We start from the raw sequence: 13,528 nt of genomic DNA on the forward strand, positions 1-13,528 counted from the left end.
TGGAAGATATTTTCCATGAGCCTGATTTTACCAAGGCCGAAGTGGTGGAAGCCATCAAACGCTTCCTGCCGAACTTTGAGCATGTGGAGAAAGGAAAGAATCTGGATCAGAAAATGTAATGCGTACATATGCGTCTGTCCAATTTTGAGTTGCTACGGATTGTAGCTATGTTGATGGTTGTGAATCTTCATACTTTTTTTCAACCGGAAACATTGAGCATAAATGACCTTACTGTTGGAACATTGGCAGATTATTTTCGAGAAGCTACTTCTATTTCGGCTGTCAATCTTTTTGTTGTGATTTCTGGATATTTTTCCATCAAATGGCGGTTAAAGAGTTTTGCTTCTCTGATTTTCCAAGTATTCTTTTGGGTATTCGCTTTATATACTCTTCTTTTGTTCTTAGGTGAAATTGATTTCTCTTTAAAGACATTTTTAGTTCGTCTCAATTTTGTTGTTACTGCCTATTGGTTCATAACTGCCTATATAGGCTTGTATCTGTTGGCACCTCTTTTGAATATGCATTCAAAGTATATGAATGTAATAGGGGGGGTAAAAAATATTTACTATATATAGTACTTTTCTTTTGTCTGCAATTTTATTATCAATTATTGGGAAACTCTAATTTTTTAGGCGGTTATTCCATACTGAGTTTTTGTGGCTGCTATATGATAGGACGATATATTCGTATGACAGATTTCCATCTGTTACGTCGTTCAGCTATTATAGGTATATTATTGAGTACTTTACTGATAATGATTTCTACCATCATCGGTGCATTTTATGGTAAAAATCTTTGGTATTATAATAATCCTTTTATCATAGCGCAAACAGTTTTTATATTTTGTCTTTTCAAGGGATTTAGATTTCAAAGTAAGGCAGTCAACTGGTGTTCATCTTCGGCATTGGCAGTCTATTTATTGCACATGCATCCGGATATAAAACAACGGTTTTATGATATTGCAGAAAGTCTATACGGTTATTCAATTGGAAAACATATAATTGGGCTTCTAGTTATTTTTACGGTCGTATTTGTAACTGCTATTATAGTAGATAAGGTACGGTTGATATTGTTTGAATATCTGTATAAAAGTACAGAAAATTATATTCTAAAATGGAAAGAAAAAAAGAAATAACCGATTTTATTCATCACTTGTTCGGGACAGAGGAAACCGTTCCCCTGCATGCCCCGCTCTTCATCGGCAACGAGAAGAAGTATTTGGAAGAGTGCATAGACACTACTTTTGTATCCAGTGTAGGCAAGTTCGTGGACCGTTTTGAGGCGGACATGGCTGCCTATACGGGTGCCAGGAGGGCCGTTGTGTGCGTGAGCGGTACGAACGCCCTGCACATGGCGATGATGCTTATCGGCGTAGAGCGTGACGACGAGGTGCTGACCCAGGCTCTGACTTTTATTGCCACCTGCAATGCTATCAGCTACATCGGTGCCCACCCCGTGTTTATTGATGTGGACATGGATACGTTGGGACTTTCTCCCAAGGCTGTGAAAGATTGGTTGGTAAGGAATGCAGAGGTTAAAAACGGTGTGTGCTATAATAAGCATACCGGGCGCAGGGTGAAGGCTTGTGTGCCCATGCACACCTTCGGCCATCCTGTCAAAATAGACGAACTGGTAGCCGTCTGTGAAGAATGGCACATTGAGTTGGTGGAAGATGCCGCCGAGAGCATCGGTAGCCTGTACAAAGGTCGCCATACCGGAACGTTCGGCAAGGTAGGGGCCATCAGCTTCAACGGCAACAAGACCATCACTACCGGAGGCGGCGGCATGCTTCTGTTCCAGGATGAGGAGTTGGGCAAATTGGCCAAGCACCTGACCACCCAGGCGAAGGTGCCCCATCGTTGGGCTTTCGTGCATGACCATATCGGTTACAATTACCGCATGCCCAACATCAATGCCGCCTTGGGCTGCGCCCAGTTGGAGAACATAGACCGTTATGTGGCGAGCAAACGGGAAACGGCTGCCATCTATGCAGATTTCTTCAAGAACATTCCTGACATCACTTTTTTCACCGAGTCGGCTGATTGCCGTTCCAATTATTGGCTGAACGTGGTGATGTTGAAGGACAAGGTCGCCCAACAGGAGTTCTTGGAATATACCAATGACCACGGTGTAATGACCCGTCCAGTGTGGGAACTAATGAATCGTCTGGAGATGTTCAAGCACTGTGAGACGGACGGGCTGAAGAATACGCAGTGGCTGGCGGACAGGATTGTGAATATACCGAGTAGTGTAAGATTATAATGGGTACGTTGAATATATTATTTTTAGGTGGTGCAAAGCGGGTATCGCTTGCCAAACATTTGAAAAAATGTGGCGATAGCATAGGGGTTGGTATAAATATTATTTCTTATGAACTTGAGGATAAACTTCCCATAGCTTTTGTTGCTAAGGTAATAATAGGGCTGAAATGGAATGATAAAAAAATAATTTCAGATTTACAGAGGGTGATAAGCGATGAACACATAAATGTAGTTTTACCATTTGTGGATCCTGCTATACTAATCGCTGCGCAATTAAAAATACTTTGTCCAGATCTTTTCATTCCTGTTTCTGAGATCTCAATTTGTCAAACAATGTTTGATAAATTGTTGGCGGCGGAATGGTTTCATGAGAATAAAATACCACAACCCGATTTTTATACGGACATTGATGACATTCACTATCCCGTTATCTTGAAACCTCGTACAGGATCGGCTTCAAAAGGTATTTCAGTCTGTTCAGGTCGAAAAGAGTTGCCAACAAATGTATTATCCAAGTATTTAATCCAGAGTTATATTAAAAATCCAATAGAAATATCTGTTGATTGTTATGTTGCAAAGGGAGGGGAGATTCTATCAGTTGTGCCTCGTATTCGTCTAAGCACTTTAGGAGGTGAAGCTGTTAAGAGTCAGACATTACGTGACAAGGCTATCATAGATTTGTCTTGCAAAATTCTATTGTTAGGCAATTTTAGAGGCCCCATTACTATTCAATTTTTAAAAGATGAGAATGGGAAATTGTATGTAATGGAGATTAATCCTCGTTTAGGAGGAGGGGTTGTTACAAGTATAGGAGCTGGTTCAGGTATCCTCTCAATGCTTATAGGCGAAGCATTACAACTTGATGTTGAGCCAAAATGGGATTGGAAAGATAAGACTATAATGGTAAGATATTTTCAAGAAGTGATTTTTTATGCAGATAATAATTGATATGGATGGTACTATTTGTACTGAAGAACGTCAATTTAGCCGTTGTTTAGCGAAGCCTAAAGAAGGGGCTATAGAAGCAATTAATTCTTTATATGAAGCTGGACATGTGATTATTATTTATTCAGCGCGTACATGGGCCGAATATGAAATGACGGTCGATTGGTTGAAAAGGTATGGAATTAAGTTTCATCAATTGTTTATGGGAAAACCTGTTGGTGACGTGTGGATAGATGATAGAGCCATAACCTGTAAAGGCAATTGGAATGATATATTGAAAATATTAGAGAAAAAATGAGCAAAGTTGTAATCATTGCAGAAGCAGGCGTCAATCATAATGGTAATTATGAATTGGCCAAAAGAATGATAGAAGTGGCGAAAGATGTTGGCGCAGACTATATTAAGTTTCAAACAGCTATTCCCAAACAAGTTATATCAAAGTTTGCAGAAATGGCAACCTATCAGAAAATTAATGTAGGAAAGCAAGAAAGTCAATTGGAAATGTGTGAAAAAATTCATCTCCCACTTTCCTGTTATGCATCACTAAGAGAATATTGTAATGATATCGGGATAAAATTTTTATCTACTCCTTTTGACCTACAATCTATTGATACTTTATCAATACTAGGTATGGATTACATGAAAATTCCTTCTGGTGAGGTTACTAATTTACCATATCTTAGAAAAATAGCTCGCTTGCATATGCCTGTTATACTTTCAACGGGAATGTGTAGATTAGGTGAAATTGAAGAAGCATTAGATGTTTTGTTATCTAATGGTTTGTCTTTAAGTATGATATCTTTATTGCATTGCAATACGGAATATCCTACTCCCATGTCGGATGTGAACCTTTATGCCATGCAAACATTGAAACAAGCATTTGGTGTGAGAGTTGGTTATTCCGACCATACGAAAGGAATAGAGGTTCCTATTGCTGCAGTGGCAGTGGGGGCAGAAATTATAGAAAAACATTTTACGCTAGATAAAACTTTGCCAGGGCCAGATCATGTAGCATCTTTAGAGCCTTCTGAATTCAAAGAGATGGTAAAAGCCATCCGCAATATAGAGCAGGCACTGGGAGATGGCATTAAGAAAGTTTCTAAATCTGAATATAAGAATTTGAATATAGCCCGTAAAAGTATTGTTGCCTCTCGCAATATTAAAGCCGGTGAACCTTTTACGGAAGATAATATAACAGTAAAACGACCCGGTAATGGTATATCTCCGATGTCTTGGGATTCTGTTTTAGGACAAATTGCAACGCGTGATTTTCAAGAAGATGAATTGATAGTGTTATGAGGAAAATCTGTGTAGTGACTGGTACTCGCGCAGAATACGGGCTTCTCAGCAGGTTGATGCGCTTAATTGCAGATTCTTCGGATTGTATTCTTCAGGTAGTTGCTACAAATATGCATTTATTACCTGAATATGGAAATACATATCAGGAGATTGAAGGGGACGGATTTTATATTGATGTAAAAGTACCTATGCATAAAGATGCTGATAATGCATATGGTGTAATACACTCCATGTCGGAAGAGATGAATGGCATGAGTGAAGCTTTTCGTAAATTATCACCGGATTTGGTTGTGATATTGGGAGATAGGTATGAAATGCTGGTAGTTGCCATTGTGGCAATGTTGCAACGTATACCTATAGCACACTTATATGGAGGTGAAATTAGCGAAGGTGCTGTTGATGATAGCATACGTCATTGCATTACTAAAATGAGTCATTTACATTTTACATCAACAGAGGAGAACCGAAAACGAGTGATTCAATTGGGTGAAGAGCCAAATCGGGTTTTTTATGTTGGGGCCATAGGAGTTGAAAATATGAAGGATATTCCTTTATTGTGTAAGGTCGATTTAGAAAAATCTTTAGGTTTTTCTGTAGATGACAATACTATAATGGTAACTTATCATCCTGTAACATTAGGAGAACGGAACGTCCGCGAAGAAATAAATGATTTTCTCAAAGCGATTGACTTTTTTCCTCAACTACGTGTGTTGTTTACCATGCCTAATTCGGATCAAGGGGGAGATAGTATAAAATCAGCTATAGAATCATATTGTATTTTGCACGCTGATAGGGCAAAGTGTTTTACATCATTGGGGGTAAGACGTTATTTATCCACAATGCAATATATAGCAGCTGTAGTTGGGAACTCATCAAGCGGTTTGGTGGAAGTTCCTTCTTCACACATTCCCACTTTAAATATTGGCGACAGACAGAAAGGACGCACACGTGGTAAGTCTGTTTATGATTGTGCTAGTGATACAACTTCTATTATTGAAGGGTTGAAAATAGTGCTTTCCAATGAATTTAGAGAAGAGGCAAGACGTGCGGTTAATCCTTATGAGAAAGGAAATACTGCTAAAAATATATTCCAAGTTATATCAACTTATCCCTTGGAGAATCTGAAACAAAAAAAGTTTTATGATATCAACTGAACAAATGAATGTGTTAGTGATTATTCCTGCTCGTGGTGGCAGTAAAGGGATCCCCGGCAAGAATATAAAGCCATTGCATGGCAAACCTTTGATTTGTTATACAATAGATGCAGCCCGTTGCATAGCAGATGATAACCATATCTGCGTGTCCACAGATGATAAGCGAATTATTGAGATAGTTGAGGATTATGGTTTGAAAGTCCCTTTTGTGCGCCCATCCAGCTTGGCTACAGATACTTCAGGAACGTATGAGGTACTTTTGCACGCATTAAAATTCTATGAGGATAAGGGAGAGTATTTTGATGCAGTCATATTGTTGCAGGCCACTTCTCCTTTTCGCACGGGTGTTCATATAAAGGAAGCCTTAAATTTATATTCGAACGACATAGATATGGTGGTAAGTGTAAAAGAAACAGAAGCCAATCCGTATTATTTGTGTTTTGAAGAGGATGCTTCCGGAATGTTGCATATTTCCAAAGGGGATGGGCATTATACGCGGCGGCAGGATTGTCCGCCTGTATACGAATACAATGGTGCCATCTATGTCATAAATCCGGAAAGTTTGAAAAGAATGCCATTATCTAAATTCAGTAAACGAAGAAAATATTTGATGGACAGGGAACACTCCTTGGATTTGGACACGATGCTGGACTGGCAAGTGGCTGAATTGATTTTTAATGATATGGATTTATGAGTCAAAATGCGTTGCATATTATTTCCAAAGAAAAAACTTTGCTGGATGCTTTGGAGGTGATTAACAGTATAAGCACGGGACCTTTGGTCTTATTTGTCATAGATGAAAGAAAGAAGGCTGTCGGGACTTTGACAGACGGAGATATTCGCCGAGGATTGTTAAAGGGACTTGATGTTCATGATAAGATAAGTGATGCGATGCATCGTAATTTCAATTTTCTTCGTAGAGATGTCAATGATGATGTAGTTCACCTCCATCAACAACGGGAGTTGAAAATGAAACTTGTTCCTATTTTGGATGATGATGACCACATTGTAGATATCGTCAACTTGGAAAAATATCGTACCAAACTTCCCATAGATGCCGTATTGATGGCCGGAGGAAAAGGGGAGCGGCTTCGTCCGTTGACGGAAAAGACACCCAAACCTTTGATTAAGATAGGGGACAAGTGTATTATTGATTATAACATTGACAACTTGCTGTCTTACGGGTTAAATCATATATCCGTTACGGTCAATTATCTTCGGGAACAGATTGAAGAACATTTCAGCGTGCCTCGCGATGGTGTGAAGATTAATACAGTTCGTGAACCCAAATACCTGGGAACCATAGGCAGCATTAAGTTCGTGGAAACTTTTTATAACGACACCATCCTGGTGATGAATTCCGACTTGTTTACCAATATCGATTACGAGGATTTCTATCTGCATTTTATGCAGAACGATGCTGATATGAGTGTGGCGGCTGTGCCTTACGTAGTGAAGGTTCCTTACGGTGTATTCAATTTGGAAGGTAGGGAGATTAAGGGGGTAACAGAAAAACCGACTATCAGCTATTATGCCAATGCCGGTATCTATTTGATAAAGAAAGAACGGTTGGATTTGATACCGGAGAATGAGTTCTTTAATGCTACGGACTTTATTGACTTATTGATAAGGGATGGGTATAAGGTGATTCGGTATCCTATTTCTGGGTATTGGATTGATATCGGTCAGCATGATGAGCTGGAGAGGGCCAAGGAGGTGGTGAAACATCTTATTAAATCATAAGATTTTATGGAAGCTCGTTATAAACGTTTGATAAAAAACACCTCTCTTATCCTATTCGGTGGAGCATTGACCAAGATTGTCAGTCTGTTGATGCTTCCTTTTTATACAAGTTGGCTTTCGGTATCAGATTATGGAGCAACGGATATCATTACAGTTTACGCGACGTTGCTGACAGGTGTATCTACGCTGTCTGTAGCAGAAGCCATGTTTATTTTTCCCAAAGGTGCGTCTGTAAAGGAGCAGAAACATTATTTCTCTTCGGCCATAGCATTCACCTTGATGTTGTTAGCAGGATTGGCTATCATTTTCAGTCTGGTAGATTTCTATGGAAACCGACATCAGATCAGCAACTCTTTTGTAACCTATATTTGGTTGATATATGGCATTATATGCTCATCGTTTTTCCAAACGCTGGTCCAGCAGTTCGCATGTGCCATCAATGCCATGAAAGTATATAGTTTTACAGGATTGGTTTATGCTACAGTTTTAGCAGGGACGGCTTTCTGCCTGATACCCCAATGGGGTGTAAATGGATATGTGTATTCCATGATACTATCCAATTTGGTGGCTTCTATGTATGCTGTCTTTTTTGCTAAGTTGTATAGATACGTTTCTGTTCAAAGCATTTCCTTTGCTTCTTATAAGTCCATGGTAAAATATTCCATACCGCTGATTCCGAATAGTCTAATGTTCTGGCTTGTCTCTTCGTTCAACCGTCCTTTTTTGGAAAGTTATGTAGGGATGGCCGGTATCGGTTTGTTTGCTGTCGCAAACAAATTTTCTTCGGTGCTGAGCATGGTGTTCCAGTACTTTGCTTCATCCTGGCAGGTGTCTGTTTGCGAAGAATATGGAAAAGAGGGGTTTGAGAGGTTTTATAATCGGGTATTGCGTATATTATATGTTACTTTAATTAGCTTCGCAACGCTTATAACGATATTTAGTAAAGAACTACTACTCATATTTTCTTCTCAAGAGTATTATTCAGCGGCTGTATTTATAGCCCCTCTTTGTTTGGGAGTTATTTTTAATTGTATGTCTGGACTTACGGGTGGCATTTTTGCCGTTGTAAAAAAAAGTAGATATTTTTTCTATAGTTCGGTGTGGGGGGCGATAGCTTCTTTGATTTGCAATGTATTATTTATTCCTGTATTGGGTATTTGGGGAGCTATTTTGGCTATTATTTTATCGTTTTTTGTAATGTGGATAACTCGTTCTTTGTATGCTAAACGATTTTTATCTTTGCAGTATTCGTGGATTTATATAGTATTATTGGGATACTTTGTCCTTATTACCTTGATGGCTTATTTCAGTCACTCCACACTGACGAATTGTGTGGGAGCAGTTATTTTCATTTTGATAATTATGCTAAACAAATCTATTCGTTTACAAATCTATTCAGTAATCAAATATTTATTTAAAAGAGTAAGATGAATTATGAAAAAGGTATTGATATATTCTATTTCATTACATGGTGATGAGGAAGCAATGGCACTTCAAGAAGCCAAAGAATACATATCCAAAGGAAACAGCGTCTTATATTTGAGCTGTGACGAATCTCTATGTGGTTGTAAATTGAATCCCTTGTTTAAGCGTAATCAATGTAAGATGTGTTCTTTCCTTCAGCATGCAAGAATGAAAAGAATTCTTCCTATTGGTGTTGTACTAAAGAATTTAAAGGATTATAGCGATAAAAACTCTGCAAGGCATATATCCGAGTTTAAGTATGCATATACAAATATTGCAGAATTAAAATCCTTGACTTATTGCGGAGTGAAAATAGGCTATGCTGCATTGTCCACATATATAACGTTAACTCGTAATTTGGATGCACAATTTATGGGTGCTGTAAAGTTGTATATAGACATTTTATTGCAGCATCAAATACGATTGACTGATTCTATCATTCGCATATTGGACGATTATAAACCAGATTTGATTTATCTATTTAATGGCAGATTCGCAGAATATCGTCCAGTGTTAGATCTTGCCCGAATTCGTAATATTGAATTTGTCGTAACCGAGAATGTTAAATGTCCGCCTAATTGTGTTAGGAGAAATTTGTTTTATAACTCTATTCCCCATGATGCGTATGCTTGTAATGAAAAATATGAAATTATGTGGAAATCTTATAGCGACCCAGTAGAGCGTGAAAAACTAGCACGTTCATTTTATGAAAATAGACGGAATGCGGTTTTTGCAGGAGATAAGATATATGTGAAGGAACAGCAAAATGGCTTGATGCCCCCAAATTGGGACAAGGCAAAGGATAATATTGTCATTTTTAATTCTAGTGAAGATGAATTTTGTTCTATTAATGAACGGATTGATTCAGAAAGGGTGTTCCCAACGCAAATAGACGGAATATGTACTATAGTAGCACATTACAAGAATGATGGTAATAAGCATTTTTGGCTTAGAGTACATCCCAATTTGAAAGGGCTGCCTTTCCATTATCATCAGGATCTATATAAACTTAGTTATTCAAATTTGACGGTCATACCTGCTGATAGTCCTATTAGTACTTATGCTTTAATGGATGCGGCATCAAAAGTTATAGTTTTTGGATCTACAACAGGTATTGAAGCAACATATTGGGGAAAACCTGTAATAAATTTAGTATTTTCATATTATAATCAATTACATGTAGTACATACACCTAAGACAGAAAAAGAATTGTGGAAATTGATTGATGATCAAGATTTGCCATGTCTATATAATGATAATGTTTTAAAATTTGGACTATTTCCTATGTCCGTGAGAAAAATGGAAGATAATCATGATTTCCCGATGGATTATAAAACCTATTCTTTCTTTGGAAAGAAACTATATGTGCAACATTATCGTAATTACTATTTTCATTCATTGGGGCTTACTGCATTGGTAGAGTTAGTAGCATGGAAATTAGGTTCATTATTGAGTAGAAATCCCTTTAAGAAAGTGCCAATAGATTAAATGAAAAAATTTAGTATTATTATTCCTGTATATAATGTTGAATTATATATTAGGAGATGTTTGTCTTCAATCTTTAATCAAGATTTGAGTGAAAATCTGTATGAAATAATTGTAATCAATGATGGTACTCAAGATAATTCGATGCAAATTGTGAATGAGTTTGCCAATCATCATACCAATTTACGAATTCTGAATCGTGTTAATGGGGGAGTTTCTATGGCACGAAACGTTGGTTTGCAAATTGCTGAAGGAGAGTATGTTACTTTTATTGATGCAGACGATTGGATTGTAGAAGGAAGTTTGAAAAATGTCTATGCTATTTTGAATGAAAAGATAGATGTACCTTTAGATGTTTTATTATTAATTTCCCAAGGAACAAATGGAACTATATATTACGCGTGGAAAGATAAATGTATTACTAATCATATTTATAGTGGTGTAGAAATCTTCTCTAACGGCTTTAGAAGGGGAAGTGTGTGTGGGGGGGTGTATAATCGAAATTTCTTGTTACGGAATAAAATAACCTTTCCTGAAGGAGTCCGAAACGGCGAGGATAGTATTTTTATAAATTTAGTTTTTATCTATGCGGTTAGATTGTGCTTTCAAGATATTCCATTTTATGTTGTTTGTGAAAGAATAGGTAGTGCATCTCGCACTTTTAATGAAGAACACTTGAAATTAATGATAAATGGTTTGGATTTTATTAAGAAGTTGATAGATACTCGATTCGATGAACTTTCACCAATTCAGAGAAACATGTTATCGGAAATGTTATATGCACAGATGTTTACTTTGACATATTCAGCTATCGCTGTTGGGAATATTCCGCTGAAAAAAATAAAAAAAGCTATTCCGTTATGTAAATATTTGCCGATACAATTTGAAAAACCTAATAGTAAAGGCTGGAAATTAATATTACTAAACAAATCATATACTCTGTATTATTGGCTCTTTAAATTGAAAGTTCGTTTAACATGATGCAATCTGTTGTTGTTTATTTTACAACAAGTTTTATTCTCGTACAGTTAAGTAGGTATTATGTAAAATTTCCCCATGGAAAACATAATTATTTACTATGGGCGTTAATTTGCTACTCTGTAATATTTGGTTTGCGGTATGGAGTGGGTGCGGATTATTTTGGTTATCAGGAGATATATACATACTATCAACAATTTGGAAAGCCATTGACTAATGGCCTTGAGTCTGGTTTTTTATTTTTGATGAAATTGTGCCCTTGGAGTTATCAATTATTTTTAGGTATTATTGCGTTTTTACAGATTTTATTTCTATTCAAAGGATTTCGACATGAGTCAGTTGTAATTCCTTATATAGGCTATACATTTATGGCTAGTTGTACATGGCTCATTTTTGCTAATGCTTTACGTCAAGAATTAGCATTTTCTATATTCATAGCTTCTTTACCTTTTATTAAAAGCAAGAATTGGATAGCCTATTACTTAGTAATTTTTTTAGCGATATTAATACATTCATCAGCATTTTTATTGCTGTTATTTTATCCATTATTTTGTTACAAAAATGAATGGTTTCGAAATATTAGAATTCAACTTCTATTAGTTTTGATTTCATTAATCTTGCTTAAAGCTGAACTTAGTTTGGAGGTTATTCAGTTGATAGATGTCTATATACAGATGACTCCTTATGCTGATTATTTTGATATGAGTTCTGAACGTTCATTGGCTAAACTCTCCTCGGAGGTTTCTTTAGGAATTGGATTCTATGTATCATTAATCATTATTGTAATTCAAATATGTTATAGCAATCGCGTAAAAGAATTTTTTAGGGATTCAATTTTCACTATAATTTATAATTTATTTTTCATAGGTGTTTTATGGAAACATCTTTTTGTAAGTAGCCAAATTTTTCAACGCGTAAATTTTTATCTATGGGGAACAAGCTTTATTGTTGGGGCATATACATTATTCTTTTTTTACAAGTCATCCAATCGCAAATTATTTATGTTGCTGCTTGGATTGTATTTTCTACTATTTGTAGGTACCCTTTCTAATTTCGAGTATGATTATGTACGATATTATTTTTTTTGGGAAAAAGATAGTTTCGTTTTACCCGCGGCCTTTAAATGATCAGCATAATGAAGATATTTTATATTTCAAGATTCCTAGATGACAACAATACCGGAGCTAAGTATGTAATGCAGCGAAATCTTAGAGCATTACAAAAAATAGCAGGCAGAGACAACGTGATAGTATATATGCATGAAAAGCCATCGATTGCTACTTATTTTATGTCATTGTTGCGACAGGGCAGTTATGGTGTGAGTATTCAAGATGAACAGTCAGTTTTAAAAATTGCACAATCAAACAACTATGATTGGGTGTTCTTAGAAGGGACGTTGTTCGGCAATGTTGTGAAGAAACTACGCAAAAAGGGCATACGAACTATGGTTTATGCGCATAACGTAGATGCCATGTTGTATAAGCAGGAAATGGAACTTAATTCGACTTTGATTGCAAAATTGCGTTATATACATGTCTCAATGAATGAACGTACAACGCTTCAATGGACATCTAAGCTTCTGGCTTTGACAGAGCGTGACAATGACGGATTCAAACAATTGTATGATCGTGGGGCAGATATTATTCTTCCTATTACTTATGAACGGCATCCTAATAATATACAAGTAAGTACACTCAATATTAAACCCTATTTATTGTTTGTTGGATCCAATTTCTTCCCTAATGTAGAGGGTATAAACTGGTTTATAGATTATGTAGCAACACATATTGATTTAGATGTGAGAATCGTAGGAGGGTGTTGTCAAAATCAACTTCTGCAAAATCGTCCTTTACCAGTAAATGTTTTTTTGGATGGATACGTGAATGACTTGTCTGCTTTCTATAAAGAAGCGGTAGCTGTGATAATACCAATATTCTATGGTTCGGGTATGAAAACTAAAACGATTGAAGCCTTAAGTTACGGTAAGACTATCATAGGGACAGAAGAGGCTTTTGTAGGAGTATCGGCAGATTATGACCGTATAGGTGGATTGTGCAATTCTCCTGAAGAATTTATTGATAAAATTTCATTATTAGATAAGAGCATTCGAGTCAATGAGTATTCTTTAAATGTATTCAATTCATATTTTTCTGAAGAGATTTTCATTGACAAACTGCGGGCATTTATAAACGAATAATT

At 36.6% G+C, this 13,528-nt stretch carries 13 protein-coding genes; 12 read left to right on the forward strand and 1 reads right to left on the reverse strand.

Annotation, left to right across the window (positions count from 1 at the left end; all coding sequences use genetic code 11):
- Window positions 1-250 precede the first annotated feature (250 nt).
- Window positions 251-448 carry a hypothetical protein gene (locus B5F34_RS17865; protein WP_239448846.1) on the reverse strand — a complete coding sequence of 66 codons (198 nt, stop codon included), beginning with the start codon at window positions 446-448 and terminating at the stop codon, window positions 251-253.
- Window positions 449-1,113: 665 nt separating this feature from the next.
- Between B5F34_RS17865 and B5F34_RS06615 the strand changes: the two genes are divergently transcribed.
- From B5F34_RS06615 to B5F34_RS06670, 12 genes are read left to right on the forward strand one after another with little or no spacing between them, the layout of a single operon-like run.
- Window positions 1,114-2,262: a LegC family aminotransferase gene (locus tag B5F34_RS06615; RefSeq protein ID WP_087336365.1), complete on the forward strand. Its 1,149-nt coding sequence runs from the start codon at window positions 1,114-1,116 to the stop codon at window positions 2,260-2,262.
- Window positions 2,262-3,209: an ATP-grasp domain-containing protein gene (locus B5F34_RS06620; RefSeq protein ID WP_087336367.1), complete on the forward strand. Its 948-nt coding sequence runs from the start codon at window positions 2,262-2,264 to the stop codon at window positions 3,207-3,209. The genes B5F34_RS06615 and B5F34_RS06620 overlap by 1 nt, the downstream gene beginning before the upstream one ends.
- On the forward strand, window positions 3,193-3,504 hold the full coding sequence (locus B5F34_RS06625; RefSeq protein ID WP_087336369.1) for an HAD hydrolase family protein: 312 nt from the start codon (window positions 3,193-3,195) through the stop codon (window positions 3,502-3,504). Before B5F34_RS06620 ends, B5F34_RS06625 begins: the two co-directional genes overlap by 17 nt.
- Complete coding sequence (neuB, locus tag B5F34_RS06630; RefSeq protein WP_087336371.1) at window positions 3,501-4,505, forward strand: N-acetylneuraminate synthase; 1,005 nt, start codon at window positions 3,501-3,503, stop codon at window positions 4,503-4,505. Before B5F34_RS06625 ends, neuB begins: the two co-directional genes overlap by 4 nt.
- Window positions 4,502-5,659 (forward strand): UDP-N-acetylglucosamine 2-epimerase, encoded by a 1,158-nt coding sequence (gene neuC, locus B5F34_RS06635; protein ID WP_087336373.1) that lies wholly within the window; start codon window positions 4,502-4,504, stop codon window positions 5,657-5,659. Before neuB ends, neuC begins: the two co-directional genes overlap by 4 nt.
- A gap of 4 nt (window positions 5,660-5,663) precedes the next feature.
- Window positions 5,664-6,353, forward strand: coding sequence for an acylneuraminate cytidylyltransferase family protein (locus B5F34_RS06640; RefSeq protein ID WP_087336620.1), 690 nt, complete (start codon window positions 5,664-5,666; stop codon window positions 6,351-6,353).
- Window positions 6,350-7,402, forward strand: coding sequence for a nucleotidyltransferase family protein (locus B5F34_RS06645; protein ID WP_087336375.1), 1,053 nt, complete (start codon window positions 6,350-6,352; stop codon window positions 7,400-7,402). Before B5F34_RS06640 ends, B5F34_RS06645 begins: the two co-directional genes overlap by 4 nt.
- A 6-nt stretch (window positions 7,403-7,408) precedes the next feature.
- Window positions 7,409-8,833, forward strand: a complete 1,425-nt coding sequence (locus tag B5F34_RS06650; protein ID WP_087336377.1) for a polysaccharide biosynthesis C-terminal domain-containing protein — start codon at window positions 7,409-7,411, stop codon at window positions 8,831-8,833.
- A 3-nt stretch (window positions 8,834-8,836) separates the two neighbouring features.
- Window positions 8,837-10,354 carry a hypothetical protein gene (locus tag B5F34_RS06655; protein ID WP_087336379.1) on the forward strand — a complete coding sequence of 506 codons (1,518 nt, stop codon included), beginning with the start codon at window positions 8,837-8,839 and terminating at the stop codon, window positions 10,352-10,354.
- Window positions 10,355-11,332: a glycosyltransferase gene (locus B5F34_RS06660; protein WP_087336381.1), complete on the forward strand. Its 978-nt coding sequence runs from the start codon at window positions 10,355-10,357 to the stop codon at window positions 11,330-11,332.
- A complete protein-coding gene (locus B5F34_RS06665; protein WP_087336383.1) occupies window positions 11,329-12,456 on the forward strand; it encodes an EpsG family protein in 1,128 nt (375 codons plus the stop codon). Before B5F34_RS06660 ends, B5F34_RS06665 begins: the two co-directional genes overlap by 4 nt.
- Before the next feature lie 8 nt (window positions 12,457-12,464).
- Entirely contained in the window at window positions 12,465-13,526 is a 1,062-nt protein-coding gene (locus tag B5F34_RS06670; protein WP_162609299.1) for a glycosyltransferase family 4 protein, read from the forward strand.
- Window positions 13,527-13,528: the final 2 nt, after the last annotated feature.

Source organism: Mediterranea sp. An20 (assembly GCF_002160055.1).
Taxonomy (GTDB): domain Bacteria; phylum Bacteroidota; class Bacteroidia; order Bacteroidales; family Bacteroidaceae; genus Bacteroides; species Bacteroides avicola.